14 protein-coding genes are annotated in these 17,615 nt (G+C 57.7%); 5 read left to right on the top strand and 9 right to left on the bottom strand.

Features of this window, described 5'->3' with window-relative positions:
* Window positions 1-193 precede the first annotated feature (193 nt).
* The 3 genes from ACSBQS_RS08285 (at window position 194) to ACSBQS_RS08275 (ending at window position 3,312) form a co-directional block, all read left to right on the top strand.
* Window positions 194-1,117, top strand: a complete 924-nt coding sequence (locus tag ACSBQS_RS08285; protein WP_033650386.1) for a substrate-binding domain-containing protein — start codon at window positions 194-196, stop codon at window positions 1,115-1,117.
* 67 nt (window positions 1,118-1,184) lie between these two features.
* Window positions 1,185-2,360, top strand: a complete 1,176-nt coding sequence (locus ACSBQS_RS08280; protein ID WP_089197060.1) for a Gfo/Idh/MocA family protein — start codon at window positions 1,185-1,187, stop codon at window positions 2,358-2,360.
* Between the two features lie 10 nt (window positions 2,361-2,370).
* Window positions 2,371-3,312, top strand: a complete 942-nt coding sequence (locus ACSBQS_RS08275) for a sugar phosphate isomerase/epimerase family protein (RefSeq protein WP_197666485.1) — start codon at window positions 2,371-2,373, stop codon at window positions 3,310-3,312.
* A gap of 53 nt (window positions 3,313-3,365) precedes the next feature.
* Here the strand turns inward: ACSBQS_RS08275 and ACSBQS_RS08270 are convergent, their stop codons facing one another.
* The 9 genes from ACSBQS_RS08270 to ACSBQS_RS08230 all read right to left on the bottom strand — a co-directional run bounded on the left by ACSBQS_RS08270 (window position 3,366) and on the right by ACSBQS_RS08230 (window position 14,193).
* The gene (locus tag ACSBQS_RS08270) at window positions 3,366-4,463 is read right to left on the bottom strand and encodes a hypothetical protein (RefSeq protein ID WP_197666486.1); all 1,098 of its coding nucleotides are present in this window, start codon (window positions 4,461-4,463) and stop codon (window positions 3,366-3,368) included.
* Window positions 4,464-4,524: 61 nt separating this feature from the next.
* Window positions 4,525-5,562, bottom strand: a complete 1,038-nt coding sequence (locus ACSBQS_RS08265) for a Glu/Leu/Phe/Val dehydrogenase dimerization domain-containing protein (RefSeq protein WP_342164666.1) — start codon at window positions 5,560-5,562, stop codon at window positions 4,525-4,527.
* Window positions 5,563-5,578: 16 nt separating this feature from the next.
* Entirely contained in the window at window positions 5,579-8,458 is a 2,880-nt protein-coding gene (locus ACSBQS_RS08260; RefSeq protein ID WP_342164668.1) for a type I polyketide synthase, read from the bottom strand.
* Between the two features lie 13 nt (window positions 8,459-8,471).
* Entirely contained in the window at window positions 8,472-9,647 is a 1,176-nt protein-coding gene (locus ACSBQS_RS08255) for an NAD(P)/FAD-dependent oxidoreductase (protein ID WP_033643091.1), read from the bottom strand.
* Between the two features lie 40 nt (window positions 9,648-9,687).
* A complete protein-coding gene (locus tag ACSBQS_RS08250; RefSeq protein WP_050440105.1) occupies window positions 9,688-10,245 on the bottom strand; it encodes an allene oxide cyclase barrel-like domain-containing protein in 558 nt (185 codons plus the stop codon).
* Between the two features lie 22 nt (window positions 10,246-10,267).
* Window positions 10,268-11,296, bottom strand: coding sequence for a PLP-dependent cysteine synthase family protein (locus ACSBQS_RS08245; RefSeq protein ID WP_033643090.1), 1,029 nt, complete (start codon window positions 11,294-11,296; stop codon window positions 10,268-10,270).
* Between the two features lie 42 nt (window positions 11,297-11,338).
* Window positions 11,339-12,067, bottom strand: coding sequence for a thioesterase II family protein (locus ACSBQS_RS08240; protein WP_033643089.1), 729 nt, complete (start codon window positions 12,065-12,067; stop codon window positions 11,339-11,341).
* The gene (locus tag ACSBQS_RS08235) at window positions 12,064-13,668 is read right to left on the bottom strand and encodes an AMP-binding protein (RefSeq protein ID WP_197776313.1); all 1,605 of its coding nucleotides are present in this window, start codon (window positions 13,666-13,668) and stop codon (window positions 12,064-12,066) included. Before ACSBQS_RS08235 ends, ACSBQS_RS08240 begins: the two co-directional genes overlap by 4 nt.
* Before the next feature lie 300 nt (window positions 13,669-13,968).
* On the bottom strand, window positions 13,969-14,193 hold the full coding sequence (locus ACSBQS_RS08230) for a hypothetical protein (protein ID WP_033643087.1): 225 nt from the start codon (window positions 14,191-14,193) through the stop codon (window positions 13,969-13,971).
* Window positions 14,194-14,330: 137 nt separating this feature from the next.
* Here ACSBQS_RS08230 and ACSBQS_RS08225 point away from each other — a divergent pair, with 137 nt between their 5' ends.
* Window positions 14,331-16,472, top strand: a complete 2,142-nt coding sequence (locus ACSBQS_RS08225; protein ID WP_434990219.1) for a TonB-dependent siderophore receptor — start codon at window positions 14,331-14,333, stop codon at window positions 16,470-16,472.
* Window positions 16,472-17,611: an ABC transporter substrate-binding protein gene (locus tag ACSBQS_RS08220; protein ID WP_033643086.1), complete on the top strand. Its 1,140-nt coding sequence runs from the start codon at window positions 16,472-16,474 to the stop codon at window positions 17,609-17,611. The genes ACSBQS_RS08225 and ACSBQS_RS08220 overlap by 1 nt, the downstream gene beginning before the upstream one ends.
* Window positions 17,612-17,615 lie beyond the last annotated feature (4 nt).

The raw sequence follows: 17,615 nt of genomic DNA, 5'->3' as shown, positions 1-17,615 counted from the left end.
GCAACCGGGTGCAAAACATAAAGAGTTTGTGATCTTCCGCGCTGTTTTCACCTTTCCCCTGTTGACCAAATTTTATCCATGGCCGACATTCACGGTGGCATTCAGAGACTCATCGCCGTTTTGTCTCCTGTTTTGCACCCGGTTGCAAAACGCTGTTTTTACATAACACCTCTCTTCTCAACAGGATACCGTAATGAAAAAAACCAGACTGTTGTTGATGTTAGCCTGCTCGCTGTTTGTCGTGACCGCCCAGGCCAAGACCTACCAGGTCGGCGTGGCGCTGGCCAACTTCGATCTCAACTTCGTCTCTATCCTGCGCAGCCAAATGGCGCGGGAACTGGTTGCGCAGCAGCTGCAAGGCCAGTTCGTTGATGCCAAAGGCGATGTCGCCCTGCAGGTGCAGCAGGTAGACGATCTGATTAATCAGGGCGTGGACGCCATTATCCTCAACCCGGTCGATACGCAAGGCGTTCAGCCGATGATAGCGGCCGCCCAACGCGCCGCTATCCCCCTTATCTTCGTCAACCGCAAACCCGAAGTGCCGCTGAGCGGCGCGACGGCCTACGTCGGCTCCGATTCGGCGCTCAGCGGTCGCCTGCAGATGGAGGCTCTGGCGAAAAAAATGAATTACCGCGGCAACGTGGCGATCCTGATGGGCGCCCTCTCCAACGAAGAAACCCGCGAGCGCACCCGCGCGGTGGAGGCGGTGATCGCCAAACACAAAGAGCTGAAAGTGGTAGAGAAACAGACTGCGAAATGGCAACGCAATGAAGCGGTCGACGTGGTCTCCGGCTGGTTGCTGAACGGCGTACCGATCGATGCGATCGCCGCCAACAACGATGAGATGGCCATCGGCGCGATCATGGCGCTGAAGCAGGCCAAAAAGAACGGCGTACTGGTTGCCGGTATCGATGGCACGCCCGACGGCCTGCAATTTATCAAAAACGGCGACCTGGCGGTGACCATTTTCCAGGATGCCAAAGCCCAGGCGATCGGCGCGGTGCAAGTGACCCGAGCGATGTTGGATCACGCCAAAACCGAGTCTTACAACTGGGTGCCTTATGCCACCGTGACGCGAGAAAACTACCCGCAATTTGCGCAAATGAACCAGAAATAAACCGTTGCCACTCTCTTTTTCAACCCATTTTGCACCCGAGTGCAAAACCACAGTATCAGGAGTCAGCATGTTAAATGGTGAAAGAAGCATCCCTCGCCCGCTGCGTTGGGCGATGATCGGCGGCGGCCGCCTCAGTCAGGTGGGCTACAAGCACCGTTCCGGCGCACTGCGCGACAATACCGCCTATCGGCTGGTTGCCGGCGCTTTTGATATCGACGCGGCGCGCGGGCGTGAGTTTGGCGTCAATCTCGGCGTGCCCGCTGAACGCTGCTATGACGACTATCAGCAGTTGCTGAAACAAGAGGCCAACCGCGAAGATGGTGTTGAGGTGGTGACCATCGCCACCCCTAACGGCACCCACTATGAAATCACGCGCGCCGCGCTGAATGCCGGCCTGCATGTCATCTGCGAAAAACCGCTGTTCTTCACTACGGCGGAGGCGAGAGAAATCAAGGCGCTGGCGGCGGAGAAAGGCCTGATCGTCGGCGTAACCTACGGCTTCTCCGGGCATCCGCTGCTGATGCAGATGCGCGCCATGATCGCGAACGGCGACATCGGCGAAATACGCATGGTCGAATTGCAGTACACCCATGGCTTCAACGCCAACGAAAGCGCGGACACGTTCGAGGCGCAAAAGTGGCGCGTCGATCCGAAAATCGCCGGCCCCTCCTTTGTTCTGGGCGATATTTCTACCCACACCTTCTACATCTCACAGCTGGTGATGCCCGACATGAAAATTGCCTCCCTGCTGTGCGATCGCCAGAGCTTTATCCCTTCCCGCGCCCCGCTGGAAGACAATGCCATGGTGCTGATGCACTACGAAAACGGCGCCGTCGGCCGCATGTGGGCCTCCGCCATCAACGCGGGCGCGATGGACAGCCAAAGCATTCGCGTGGTGGGCGCACGCGCCAGCCTGCAATGGAGCGATTCCACGCCCGGCGAATTGCGCTATGAGATCCAGGGGCGGCCCAACCAAACGCTGCACCACGGCATGCCCTATCTGGACGACAGCGCGCTGGCCGAAGAGCGGCTCGGCGCGCTGCATACCGAAGGGCTGGCCGAATCCTGGGCCAATATTTACCTCAAGTTCGCCATCGCCATCAGCGCCAGCCAGCACGGCGATCGGCAAACGCTGGCCACGCTGATCTATCCGGATATCGATGCCGGGTTAGAAGGCGTGCGCTGGATTGAAAACTGCGTTCGTTCCGCCGACAACGGCGCCACCTGGGTCAATTACCGATAAGGAAAGCATCATGAAACTTTCATTCTGTACCGACAGCCTGGGCCATTTGCCCTTCGAGCCGATGCTGGATCGGTTGCTGGAGCTGGAGGTGCGCGGCGTGGAAATGACCACCGGCGGCTGGTCTCCGGCGCCCCATCTGGATACCGACGATCTGCTGGCCAACCCGGCCAAACGCCGGCAGCTGCAGCAGGCCCTGGCCAGCCGCGGCATGGAGATCGCCGCGCTCAATGTCTCCGGCAATCCGCTCGATCCGGGCGAGCTGGGGCAGCGCCATCTGCGCCAAACCGACAATACGCTGGAGCTGGCCGGCCTGCTGGGGGTGAAGAAGATCGTCATGATGAGCGGCCTGCCCCCGGCCAGCCCGCATGACACCATCCCCAACTGGATTACCTATACCGTCAGCTGGCCCCCTACGGTGAAAAACTGTCTGGACTATCAATGGAATGAGGTGGCGATCCCCTATTGGCAGGCGCTGGTCGCCCGAGCCAAAGCGTGCGGCGTCGAGCGCTTTGCGCTGGAAAACTTCAGCGCCATGCTGGTGTGGAACCCGGAAACGCTGTTCCGGCTGCGAGAGGCCGTTGGCCCGATGGTGGGTCTGAACCTCGATCCCAGCCACTTGATCTGGATGGGCGCAGATCCCATCGCGGTGGCCCGCGCCCTTGGGCCCGCCATTCACCATGTGCACGGCAAAGACGTACGCCTTGAGCGCGGCGTCGTCGAGGTTAACGGGCTGCTGGAGACCAAACCGATAGACGAGGTAGCTGACCGGGCCTGGAATTATGTCGCCGTCGGCTGCGGCCGGGATCTGCAGTGGTGGAAGGAATTCTTCTCGGTGGTGCGCATGATGGGTTACAACGACTGGGTGTCACTGGAAATGGAAGACTTGACCATGTCGGTCGATGCCGGCATCGCCTCTTCCGTTCAGGCGCTGCAGCAAACCCTCAGCCAATAAATATCCTGCGCGGCGGCCACGGCCGCTGCGCCACCCAGTGAATTGCCAACCGCTTACAAACACCATACCGGCCGGGCGCCCACCGTCGCACTGGCATGCCCAGCGCCATGGCTCAGGCACAGCGTTCTCAGCCCGGCACCCGCACCGGAATACCAGGCGCCGCCTCGCATCAGCATGCGTTCGCCGTAGTTGCGCAGATAAACCTGATCGCCGTCCGCACACCGGTGATGCGGTACAACGCCGAGGATTTTCAATATATCCGGCACCGACTCTCCACTTGCCGCACCAATACGCCCGAACTCATCATCCATCAAACCTGGCGGATACCCATTGTCATGCGGATCGCCGTTGAAATGCCGGATACGGTCCGAAATGCGCGGCGTGCCGGCATTGCCGGTAAGACTCGGCGATGAAGCATCGAATTTTGCGGTTCCCGGGCTGCCGGGAGGTAGCCACTCGCCTGTTGCCAGCTCGACCGCGCGCCAGCGTTCGTCTTCATTATCGGTCATCGGCATCGCGGCGTCATTGTCCGGTAAAAGCAGGATTTCCCCCGCGACCAATTTCAGCCCGTGTTGCCATTCCCAAAGGTTGCCGCAGAGATCGCCAATACCGTGCGGCGTACCGTCATGATACCAGGCGGCCGGGCCGGATGCGGTAAACGTTGTCGGATCGCCCTGCTCATCGCCCACGGCACCGCCGTCACATCGCTTGCCATACTGGCGTCGATCGCGATGCGATCGCCCACTCTCGGTATTGCCTAACTCCGGCCATCCATGATGACGGCACCAGAACATCAACGCGGCCCATTCGGCGTTGGTGCCAATGTGCCAGCCGCGTCCATTGCGAGCCGCAGCCTGTCGAAATGCGGTCAGGTCATGCCAGCTGGCCGGGGCCGTCTCAGGTTGGCTGACCAGTTCGCCATGGATCAGCGTGCCGGGGTAACAGCCGTAGAAGAAAGCCTCTTTTCGCTGACCGTTAACGATAAACGCAGGATGAACCGCCTCGCCTAACCCTGATGTGACCTCTTGCAGCGTAAAACGAGGTATCACATGCATATAGCTGGGCTGCCCACTTGCGGTGTAAAGCACGGTGCGACGCCCTTGCGATTCGGCCTCTACTTTGCAACGCAAAGCGTCTTTTACAATAATCATGGAGTTATGTGCCCGTTAAAAAAGCCGAGGCCGGGAAAACGCAGGCTCCCCGGCCCATTTCTTACGCCACCATGGCGGCGGATTTGATCGGTTGCAACAATTGTCCAATATCGCAATTGAGCAGTTGAGCGCGCTGCAACAACTCCTCCGTCTTGGCGCCAATCACGGAGTGAACATAGGCGTTGACCTGCTCCTGGTTCATTTGGTTATAACGGTCGGTAAACGCCATTTCGATGCTGTCGCAGATCACTGCACCGGCGTTGCTGACGTAGTCCGGCAGATAGTGAATACCGCGCGCCAACAGCCGCTGTTCAGCCTGTGACGTATTAAACGGTGAGTTGGCGCTGCTCACCACCCAGCGGGTATTCAGCTGTTCAATATTCTGTGTATTCAATACGTTGGACATTGACGCGATGCACAGCACCTCGCTGGGTTGCGCCCAAAGTTCCTCTTCGCTCACGCGGCGCACCCCCGCAGGAAATTGCGCTGCGGGGTTGATGTCATAGGCCGTCACCTCACAACCGAACAGCAGGCTTTGTTTCGCCACTTCAGTGCCGACCTTGCCCATACCGTGAATGGCAATGCGCGCGCGAGGCAAATGATTGAGCCTCAGCGTCAACACTTTTTTCATCGAACTCCAGACGCCGTAGCCGGTTGCCACCGATGTATCGACTTGTGGGCTGTCCATGGCATTCAGGATCCACGGCGTAAACTGCCGCAGATAGTCCATCTCTCGATTGCCGGTATTGATATCGCATCCCGTAAACATGGTGCCGCCATAGCGATTGAGCAGAGCGCCTATCGCTTCAAGCACTGCCGGTTGCTCTTGGGGAGAACGTTTGCTGTTCACCACGATTTTGCCGCCGCTGAAGCCAGTATTGTACAGCCCGTGCTTCAGCGACATGCGCTGCGCCAGCATGATCGCCTCCTCTTCCTGCTGCTGCCGGGACGCATAGTTTCGCCAACGGATACCTCCATTGGCCGGTAGCAGCTTGATCTGCGACGAGTAAGCCAGGGTGAATGACGTTTCGTCATCGATTACGACCGTTTCTATCTGGTATTGGTTATGTGTATTCAGCAATTCATTGTTAACTGACATAATTTGCCATCCTGTTTTAATGAGAATCTTGCTCGAATGCTCCAGCCTGGTCCAACTGTTGTTTAATGCCCCACGGCGTAGGCCGCTTAAGAAAATCGGCCATCCCTATTGCCTTGCCAAACTCTTGCTCCAACATCGCCAGCAGGCGCAGCGCCATCAGCGACTGTCCGCCGGCGTCAAAAAAGTCACAGTGGTTAGAATCGGGGTTCACGCCGGTCACATCCCCCCAAACGCGCCAGATACGCGCCATCTGAGGATCTGACTGACTTGTTGCCGCCGGCGTTCGCTCGGCTTGCGGCCCCTGCCTGTCCCGTTCGCCCAACCACCAGTGCGCCGGATCGAAGGGATACATCGGCAATGCGATGCGCGAAGGCGGTAGTTGCCACAGGCGGCGCCAGTTAACGTTGACGCTGGCGCGCCAGATTTTTTGCAGCGCCTGGATCCATACGGCGCCTTCATTCTGCGCTTCGTCGCGACGCGGCAAGGTTCGCACCGCGGTCACAGATCCGGCGGATTTCAGCTGTGCAACCAACGCCGTGAGCGTCGAACCCGGCCCAACTTCGATAAACAACGTCTTGCCGCGCTGCGGTAGCTGCTGCAAGGCGCGGTGGTAATTTACGGGTTCACGGGCATGACGCGCCCAATAGCGGCCGTCAAGCGCCGAACATTCGACTTCGGTCGCCAGCAAGGCGGAGACGTAACGTACCCCCGTCGCCGATTCACGCGGCGGCGGCGCAACATCGGCCAGCTCGTCAAGAATGGGATCCATCAGGGTCGAATGAAACGCATGTGAAACATTCAAGGCTTTGCATCGCACGCCTCGGTCTCGCATCTGGCGTTCGCAAGCGCGAATGGCTTCAGCGGTGCCGGACAGCACGCAGCCGTCATCACTGTTTTCTGCCGCCAGCGATAGCTGATGACTCAACCAGGGCTGAACCTGTTGAACGCTCAGCTCTACCGCCAACATCATCCCGGACGGCAACCCGGCCATCAGACGCCCACGATGAGCGGCGAAAACCAGCGCCTCTTGCACCGAGAACACCCCTGCGGCCCAGGCCGCCGCAATTTCGCCGAGGCTGTGCCCAATGACCCAATCCGGCTCGACCCCGTAATGCATCAGCAGTTCGGCCACGGAGATTTCGACGGCGATCAGCGCGGGCTGCGTCAACGCGGTATCGTTAATCGACTCGGGCGCGGCCTCTCCGGTAAATAACGCCGAGAGATCCAGTGCGGCTTGCGTTTGTACTATCTGTAGTTTGTCGTTCATCAGTTTTCTGAAGGTCGCGTCCTGCGCCATCAAATCGCTGGCCATACCGATAAACTGGCTTCCCTGGCCAGGGAATTGGAAAACTATCGACAAGCGCCCTTTCCCCGTATCCATCATGTTTTCTTTCACGCTCAACGCGCCCCGATCGTCTATCTGCAAGGTGCCGCGATAGCGCAGCGACTTTCTTCCGCTTTGCGCGCTCCAGGCCAAGCGTTCGTCGTTTTCGCCGTGCGGTCGCTGCAGATAGCGTTTTACCAGCCGATGCCAGGCCTGTTCTGACTGTGCGCTGATCGGTACGACGGTGGAGGACAATGAGGCCGTTGTTCGCGCCGGCGGCATGACAGGCGGCCTCGCCAGTACGACATGCGCATTCGTACCGCCAATACCGAATGCGCTGACGCCGATGGCCTGGCGCGGATCCTCGCGATCCCACCGTTGAGCGGAACAGATAAACTCAAACGGACTCTCCGCCAATGCCATTTCCGGATTCGGTGAGCCAACGTTGATCTGCGGCGTGAGCCAGCCATGCTGAACTTGCAGGGCGGCCTTAATCAATCCCGCCATGCCGGCGCAGGTTTCCAGGTGCCCGACGTTAGCCTTGACTGCGCCGATGGCGCAGAACCCCCGTCGTGTCGTATGCTCTCGGAAAACGCCGTTCAGCGCCTCGAATTCGATGGGATCGCCGGCCAGAGTGCCCGTACCGTGGGCTTCGATGGCGCGAAAATCCTCAGGCGTCAACCGGGCATCGTCCATCGCCTGGCGCAGCAGGCGTTGCTGGCCATGCAAACTGGTGGTGGTAAAACTGACTTTGCGCGCGCCGTCATTATTCATCGCCACGCCTTTGATCACCGCGACGACGTTATCGCCGGCCGCCAGCGCATCACTCAGGCGCTTCAACACCACCACACCGACGCCGCTGCCGAATACCGTACCGCTGGCATCTGCGGAAAATGGCCGGCAGTGCCCATCGGTGGAAAACACCATGCCTTGCTGCGCAAAATAGCCGTCGTTTTGCGGGATCCTTAGGGTACAAGCGCCTGCTAACGCCAGGTTGCAACGGCCGCTGCGCAAGGCGTGGACCGCTTCGTATACCGCCACCAGCGAAGTGGCGCAGGCGGCTTGCACGTTGCACACCGGCCCCCCGATGCCCAGATGCCAGGCCACCCTGCTGGTGAGGTAATCTTTATCGCTCATTATTTGCCGCTCGAACGGCGAAGGATTGAGTTTATCGAGTAGCTCGGATCCTTGCGCCTGACGTAAATAGTCAGAGCTGCTACAGCCGGCGAACAGCCCGGTATCCTCAAGTTCCCCCGGTGTCACACCGGCGCTTTCCAGCGCGTGCCAGGCGCATTCCAAAAAGAGCCGCTGCTGGGGATCCATCAGCAGCGCATCGCGCGCGCTAATACCGAAGAATCCTGCATCAAAGCGAGATATGTCGCCGGCCACAGGCGCGGCGACGGGAATATATCCCTTGTCGACGGCATCATCCCGATCGTTATCGATGCGAACCAGGGATTCGACACCGTTGATCAAATTATGCCACCAGCTTTCGATGTCCTCGGCACCCGGGAAACGGCAGGCCATGCCAACCAGGGCGATATCCCGTTCATTGCTGTTCACCTGCTGCATGAAGGTTCTCCGCTCAGAAACGCAATGCGCTGATGTCCCAACGGGGCTCTCGTTCCGCCAGCAGATCGGCGCAAATTTGCCCCATCAGAGGCGTAAATTTGAACGCCCATCCCCCTGCCGAGACCACCAGATGTTCGCCGCCGTGGCAGCGGCCTTTGGCGCTGTCGAGATAGAATTGGCGCGCCGGATCGGTGGGCAACACGGCCAGACAGCTTGCAGCGGAATGCTGTTTATCCGGTTCGAGGAACGGCATATGCCGGCGGGCAAACTCCAACGCGCGCTCCACGTGCTGCGGGTTTGCCCTATAGCCAGGCGCATTGGCTTCGGTGATCGGATCCACTTCGAAGTCGGTCCCCAGCCGATCAAACCCATTGACGGACCAAGGGTTGGGCGGGAAGCCATAAAACAGGTTGCTGTCGCTCTCCACCGGCGGTTGGAAAGCAAACCAGAAGGGATCGTTGGCTCCCAGGCGCTGGCTGCGCAGCATGCTGATGCAGGCCATCTCATAGGTAGAAAGCGCAAGTTCAATATCCAACTGGCGCAGCAGTTTCTTGCTGCCCGGCCCACTGGCAACCAGGACTTTACGGGCGCGATAACGGTTTTGCGTCGTCAGCACCGTTGCGCCCCGAGCATCGGGCTCCACGGCCTTCACGCATTGCTGGAACTGGAACTCCACGCCGGCTTCGCTGGCCAGCGAGTAAAGCGACGCCAGGGTGCCTTTAACGTCGATCACGCCGCCGTCTTGCTGCAAGAAACCTTCATAGTTGCTGTCCAAGCCGGTGAAACCATAGCGCCGTTCGATTTCACGCATCGTCAGACGTTCATAAGGCAACCTCATTTCATCCATTGAAAGCATGGTTTGGCGGATTTGCCCCTCATTGGTCCAGACATCCGCATCGCCGAACCATAGGCTGCCAATGCGGTGGATCAGTTTTCTGTCCGCCTGTTGTTCCAGCTGCCGCCACAATTTGTCGGCCTCCAGGGTAAGGCGGAATATTTCCAGCTCCGAATATTGCAAACGCCAATGGCGCTCCTCCCCGCTGGTGCCGGCCAGTTGCGTAAATAGCGCATGTTGTTCCAGGACCAAAACCTTATGGTCGCGATGCTCTCGCGCATAATTCCATGCGGCGGCCAGCCCGATGGGGCCAGCGCCGATAATAATGACATCCCAGTGTACCGACGTGTGCATACCTATCCCTCGTAATGGATATTGTGTGTGTTTGATAAAATTATTTTTTAATTAAGCTTTTAATCTGATCCAGCGGCAACAGGACGATCAGCGTCAGATATTTTTCTCGCGGAATATCCTGATAGAGCTGACGAACGCCGATCTTCCCCATCACATCCCCGCTAACGCCGGCGGCGAACAACGATTGCCATTGCCCCGCCCAAATCGCACTGGAATTCCAAATGCCGGCGGTTTCGATTCGCCCCAGCGGCGTCTCGGCCGTCTCGTGGTACCAGGAAACCACGCTGTCGTCCGGCAGTGAGGCGATTTTCCACCCCTGGCCCTTCATCGTGCCGATATCATGCCCCTGCTTATCCACCAACCGATCGATATGTGAATTGGCATCGCCAACGTTAGGGACATTATCCGCTTTTGCTTTAAAGGTAATATTTGCCATTTCGATAACGGAAAGCACGGTGGCATTGTTATAGCCGTCTTTCGTCGCCAAAATATGCTCAATATCGTTGGCCTCTTTACCTGAACTTATTAACTGGCGAACATAATCGCCAAGCGCGATCAGCTCAGACAATACATTATTATTGCCCTGTATAATTTCCATGAAATATTCCTTTTAGACGTTGTTAAACGGTCAAGGCTTCAGATTGTTTGAACCACTCGCGCCCTTTTTCTCGATCGATATCGGAACCGGCGTCGGCAAAGAGTGTGACAACCCGTTGATCCGCACTCAGCGTTTCTGCCAGCTTACAGGCCGTTTTCCAGTTGGCGGCGGAAGATGCGCCGATTTTAACGCCGGTCAACTGATGGAATTCGTGCATCGCGCTGAGCGCTTCCCGATAGGAAACCGGATTGAAAGGCGGTTCCTGCGGCATCAACTTACTGATGAAAGGCTGACGGAAACCGAAGCCCAGCCCGCCGGCTCCGGCAAATTTAGGTTCACCGTTCGGCGCAGACAGCGTACCGTAAGGCAATTCGCGCGGCGTGCTGCCCCATACGATCAGCTGTGGGTTATCCTGACGCAACGCGGCGGCCACCCCCGACAAAGTCCCGCCGGTCCCTACCGCCGATACCCAACCGTCGATGCGCTCACCCTCCAGCTGCCGGCGAATCTCTGCGCCCGTCGCATGCTGATGTACGGCGGTGTTGACCAGGTTAAGATGCTGAGAAAGCAGCGTCCAACTGCCATCTTCATGCGCAATCTGCTGGCTGCGTGCAATGACGCCGAGCAGGAACTGATTGCGATCGACCAGAGTAACGATGGCTTTATCGGCTTTTAACGTGTCGATAAGCGGTTGCGGAGACGAATCCGGGATCACCACTTGCACCGCTATCCCGCACATATTGCCGAGTTTGGCCAGGGCTTTCGCCATATTGCCCCCCGAGGAATCGAGCAACTTCAATTCACCGGCGGCGAAGTCGTGTTGATTGATGGCATCGCAAAACAGACCGAACGCGGTGCGGTCTTTCACCGAGCCAAACGGATTCTCAAACTCAAACTTGGCGTAAATCGACGCCTTTCCCTTTGGCGACGGCACTTCAACCAGCGGGGTATTGCCTAACGTCGCATAGAATTTTTTCAACTGGGGGAACAGAGCGAAGGCTTTCTCCGTATCCGGTGCGCAATCCTGTGGGTTAAACAGCTCAAAATTCATCAGAGGTTCCTTTAAAGCCATACGTTGACAAATAAGCCAGCGTTACCGGAGCAGCTGGCGGAGAAACGCAGCGGTGTCCTGCGCGAAATAAAAGTGATCGCCCGCGAGGAATTGCACCCGGCTGCCGGGGAGTTCTTTTTCCCACAGCGACAGCGCGGCGCGGCTAACCAACGGATCGTTATCGCCGCCCAAAATGCGTGGCTGCATGTCGGGCAAAGGTTCTGCGCTGAGCGCGCCCAACAGCTGTAGATCTTGCTGTATCAAGCGGGTGACAAGCGGGCGAGTGATCTCATCCAGCGACAGTGCGCCGCTGCTTTCACTGAATGTCAGGATGTCGCCCAACACCTCTTGCCGCAGGCTTTCCTGTTGAAGTATTTTCAGTTCAGAGGGGGCGCGCTGGGCCGACAACACGGCGTCGATGTTAAAACGCGACGCTTGTAATGCCGCGGCAACCTGCAGGGCAAACAGCGCGCCCATGCTATGACCGAAAATCACCACCGGCGCGATGCCCAGCGAAGAATGCAGCGCATCAACGCAGCGCGTAATGGCTCGCTGCGCCGTTTCCCAAGCCGGCGCGTCTTGCGCGTCTTCTCGGCCGGGGTACTGCACGATGAACAGATCCACCTCGTCCGGCAGCAGATCACGCCAGTGCTGGTAGAACGCAACGCCGCCGCCGGCATGTGGAAATACGACCAATTGTTTGCTGACCGGTGAACTGCATGGGCGGCTGAGCCTCACCACGCAACCGAGAGACGTGCGCAATGGCGTCATGAGTTCAACCCCGCCGTATTTTTGACCGTCTGTTCCTGGCGCAGCATGTCGCGCAACGTCACGCGATCTATCTTGCCGATCCCTTTCATCGGAATGGTATCGATGACAATCAGCCGCTCCGGCGCCTTGAACGCCGCCAGCCCTTCTTTCTCAAAGAAGCGGCGCAATGCGCTGAGAGTCAGAGTGGCATCCGTGCTGGTGACAAACAGACAAGGCACCTCACCGTAGAGATCGTCCGGCATACCAACGCAGGCGGCTCGCACCACTGCAGGATGCTGTTCAGCCAACTCCTCTATCTCATTGGGACTGAATTTCTCTCCCCCGCGGTTGATCGAATCGTTTACGCGGCCGTCGATGAAAATGTTGCCCGCGCTATCGACGTGCGCCAGGTCGCCGGTACGGTAGAAACCGTCCGCCGTAAACGCGCTACGGTTAGCCTGGGGATTTTGGTAATACTCGGTGAGCGTATAAGGGCCGCGGGTGATCAGTTCGCCTGATTTGCCCACGGGCAAAGGACGGCCATTCTCGTCGACGATCAGCACTTCATCATGCGGGCTCAACGGCCGGCCCTGAGAGCTGAATCGCAGAGTGTCATCATCGTCAATCGAGTTAAAACACAGCAGCCCTTCGCTCATGCCATAGCACTGCTGCAGGGTAATGCCGAGGTTGCGGGAGGCGGAGGCCGCTAGCTCAGGCGTCACCCTGGCGCCACCCACCTGAACATGCCACAAAGACGTCAGGTCGCGCGGCGTTTGCCGCTGCAGTTCGCTCCATTGAGACAGCAACGCAGGCACCAGCGTGGTGTGCGTCACGCCGCATTGCTCGATCACGTCCAACGCCGTTTCCGCCGACGGGGCGTCGGCGAGCGCAACGGCGCCGCCGCGAGAAAGCGTACCGAGTATACCGGGGCAATTGATGACAAACCCATGCGAAACCGGCATCGCGGCGAAATAGACCGAATGGCTGTCTAAAGCAAACACGTCACAGCCGCACTCGATCATATAGCTGTAGCCGCCATTTTTACGGGCAATCGCTTTAGGTAAACCGGTGGTGCCGCTCGAGAGCAACATGACGGCGGTATCCGAGGGCGTCATGGTGGCGGCGTGAAGTGGCGGCGCGGGCGTCAAAGGCGAACAGAAATGTTGCAGGTTTAGGTAACGAGTGTCGTGCCCGGCGTCATCGTAGTCTTCGACCAATATCACATCGATATTGAGACCTTCGGCCAACAGCGTCTGCAAAGCGGCAAGTGGGTTATAGCGACGGGAACCTCGCTGCAGGGCAAATACTTTTGGCGCCGTCAGATGCAGAATGTGCCTCAGCTCTTTTTCACGATAAGAGGGTAATATCGGCACAGGGATCGCACCGAGCATCAACGAAGAGAGCATGATGACAACCGCTTCACGGGTGTTGCGCAATTGATAGGCGATCCGATCGCCCTTCACCACGCCCAATTGACACAGCTTCAAAGCGGCTGAAGCCACCGCACCGTTCAGCCAGTCGTAAGTGTAAACCTCCCCGTGTTCAAAAAGCGCCGGGCGCTGTCCATGTTGTTGAAGGGCCAGCAATAAACGTTGGTTGATCGAATCCTCAACACTAACCATAGCGACTCCATAATGAGTTAACTCACTGTTTGACTGTTATCTTTCTCAATCACAATTCGTTAAACAAACAGCTTTCGGCACCTCGGTCAGGCGGCGCCATCACTTCTGTATTGGCTCAGAATGAAAAGCAAAACGGACTCAAAAACACTTCATTTTCTGGCCGACATCAAACACCATGACCGACCGTCAGTCAATTACCTTGGCGTTAATTATTTGTAGATCTTATGTTTCACCCCTATCATGTCGTTTTAATCTCTTTTATAAACAACAGATTATAAATAATACTTTTTTTATGCTTGCTTATGACATTTCAGAAATAAGCTGTTCTAATGAATAGTCTCGCCCTCCCCACAGCGATGGCGCGTTAACACAGCGGGCTTTCAGCAGGGCTTGCAATGCCACCGTTTCCGCCGAACTGAGTGCTAAATCTTGACGCAACTGCCAGCTGCCATCCGCCTCTTGCAGCACATCCTCAGGTACCCCCACCTCAGCCAACAGCGCCAACAAATCATCCAGAGTCTTCATAATGTTATCCAATCGTTAAATGGTATTGATAATTATTCATATTGACCGTCAGTCGGTCAATGAGTATTTTAACGCTTGCCTGAGATGACCAGACTCCCGCCCTCGCAGCGAGACTCTTACTTAAAGAGGGATTTTTTTTGAATAAATTCAACGGATTTCGCCTGCGGAAGGCTTATCTTTGCCCGTTGTTGCTGGGCATGATGCCCTGCCTGACCCTGGCGGCCGATGAAGAGTCGATCTGGGTGGTCGCAGAGGGTTCATCCTCAGACAATGCCCCACAAGGTTATGCCGCACAGCAAGCGACGGTGGCGACCAAAACCCGGTCACCGTTGGTCGACGTGCCGCAATTTGTCTCGGTGGTCAATCGCCAGCAAATGGACGTGCAGTCGGCCGACACGGTTAGCCAGGCGTTGCGCTACAGCGCCGGCGTTGCCGTGGAACGTTTCGGCGCCTTTTCCAGCGGCGTGGACTTCGCCAAAGTGCGCGGTTTTGAGGCCGACTACTACCTGGATGGATTGCGCGTCATCGGCAATAGCGGCATTTGGGGACCGCAAATTGAAACCTGGGGAGTGCAAAGCGTTGAAGTCTTGCATGGCCCTTCATCCTCGTTATACGGCCAGGGGGGCGCCGGCGGCGTTATTAATATGATTTCCCGACGCCCTTCCACCGCCGAGTCGAATCAGCTTAAATGGGAGGTCGGCAATGACCGCTCGCACTCCCTCAGCCTCGATTCCACCGGCGCGCTGACCGATGACGAACAGTGGGTGTACCGCTTCGATGGCCTGGCGGCCACGCGCGGTTCGCAGATCGAAGACACCAGGCAAAAGCGCCTCTTTCTGGCGCCCGCAATCACCTGGCAACCCAATGACCGCACGCGCTGGACCGTGTTGGCTCACTATCTTCGCGAGCCCCAATCAGGCTATTACAACACCCTTCCCGCCCAGGTTTTGGGGCTGTTGCCCAATCCGCACGGCAAGATAGATACCGATAGAAATTACAGCGATCCCGCGCACGAACACTCGAGCCGTACGCAATACGATATGACCTCGCTGCTTGAATTCGAATTGAACGATCGCTGGCGCCTAAAGCAAAACCTGCGCTATTCCCACGTAGACTCGACGGTGCGGCGCGATTTTACGCGCGCCATCACGCCGGACGAGGGACTTTTGACGGCGGTTTATCAGGACGCACCGAGTCAGGCGGACAGCATCGTGATGGATAACCAGGCCGAGACGACATTCGTTACCGGCGCCATCGTCCATCAGGGATTGGCCGGGATCGACTTTCAGGCCGGTAAATTGGATAAAGACTGGTGGGGATCGCAAACCGTGACGTTTGATCCCTGGTCCGAACAGTACCGCCCTTCATTCGAACCTATCCCGGTTTCACGCACGTCGACAACGCAACGCTTCCAGCGCACGGGCTTATACGGACAGGACGAAGCCAGCTGGCGCGGATGGCATTTGTTGTTGGGCGGCCGTCATGACTGGTCACGCATGCGTACCAGTGACAATCTGGCCCATACTCAAACGCAAACCAATGACGCAGCCTGGAGCTATCGCGCCGGGTTGAGCTACCCGTTCGACAATGGCCTGGCACCGTGGGCCAGCGTCTCTACCGCCTTCGATCCGTTGACCGGCACAAACGCTCAAGGCACGCCGTTCAAGCCAACCCATTCCACTCAGTATGAGATGGGGATGAAACTGCAGCCACCCGGCAGCGCAACGATGACCAGCCTGGCGGTCTACCAACTGACGCAGCGCGATGTGAACACCATCGATCCCCTTAATCCCAGTTATTACACCCAAACGGGTGAAGTGCGTTCTCGCGGCGTGGAGCTGGAATCACGGGCGGCGGTGACCGATAACCTTAATCTGATGCTGTCCTATGCCTGGGTCAACAACGTCGTGACGGAGGCTAACGATAGCACGCAGGGGAAACATCCGGTGGGGGTTCCGGCGCAGACCGGCTCGATGTGGCTGGACTATCGCTTTACTAAAGGGCCGCTGCAGGGGCTGCTGATCGGTGGCGGTACCCGCTACCTGGGGGCCAGTTGGGGAGATGGCGCCAACACCTTCAAAGTGCCCGCCGTTTGGCTCGGCGATATGACCGTCCGCTATACGCCGGGTGCCTGGGATCCTCGTCTGTATAATCTGGAGCTGGGATTGACGGTCAACAACCTGACCAACAAATCTTACATCGCCAGTTGCACCAGTGCGCCTTACTGCAGCATCGGCATCGAACGCCGCATCATCGGTTCGATAAGCTGGTATTTCTGATGCACAGACGACGTTTTCTTCAGGCGGCCGCTTTGCTGGCACTTTCTTCGCCTTCACGCTCTCTGCGCGCCCAGGCTGATACACAGATCGTGACCGATATCGTCGGGCGTACGGTGACTTTACGCTATCCTCTGCGGCGTATTTTCCTGGCGGAAGGCAACCTGTTTTATACCGTTGCGGCGCTCAACCCACGCGCGCCGATGGAAAAACTGGTGGGTTGGCGAGACAATTTCCGCACCGCCGACCTGGACAGCTACCGGCTGTATCTGCGTTATTTTCCCGAACTGGCCAAGCTGCCGGCCTTCGCCGGCGTGCAGCAAATGCAATTCGATCTGGAAAGGTTGATCGCCTTGCGGCCCGAAGCCATGTTGCTCAACGCGAATACGCGTTCTGTGCTGGAAACGAGCGGCCTGATGGCTAAGCTTACGGCGGCGAACATCCCCGTGGTGTTTGTCGATATGAGCATCGGCCTGATGAACAACAGCGCCAGAAGCATCGCCATCATGGGGCAGCTGTTTGATAATCCGCAAAGTGCACATAGCCTGATTCGCTTCCGCCAGCGTCATCTCGATACGATCCGCGACACGCTGATGAAACGGGCTCCGCCGCGCCCACGCATAATGATGGAGCGCGCCGCCGGATTATACGAGGATTGCTGCCTGTCTTGGGGCAATGGCAACTACGGCGAGATGGTGGATAGCGCAGGAGGATTCAATTTGGCTCAGACGCATATTCACGGCGTTTACGGCGCATTGAGTCAGGAAACGGTGATCGCTTCCCGGCCCGATAAAATCGTCGTGACCGGCAGTAACTGGAGTCATTACTCGCCCCACGGTGACTGGATCAACCTTGGGCCAGGCGCAGATTTGACGCTGGCAAAAACGCGGCTGGAAAAATTGATGCGACGCCCGGCTTATCGCACCCTGGCCGCGGCAAAGAACGGACAGGCGTACGCCATCTGGCACCCGTTTTACGATCACCCTTTTAATTTCGTCGCGATCGAACGTCTGGCCACTTGGTTCCATCCGTCGCTGTTCGCCGGCGTTGATCCCGAAGCGACTTTTGCTGAACTCTTCGCCCGCTTTCTTCCCATTCCGTATCAGCCCGGTTACTGGGTGTCGCTCAAGGCGGCGCCGTAAACGA

Source organism: Serratia sp. H402Y (genome assembly GCF_051172415.1).
Classification (GTDB): Bacteria; Pseudomonadota; Gammaproteobacteria; order Enterobacterales; family Enterobacteriaceae; genus Serratia; species Serratia ureilytica.
Note: the sequence above shows the minus strand (reverse complement) of the source record. Positions and strands in the feature narration are given on the sequence as shown.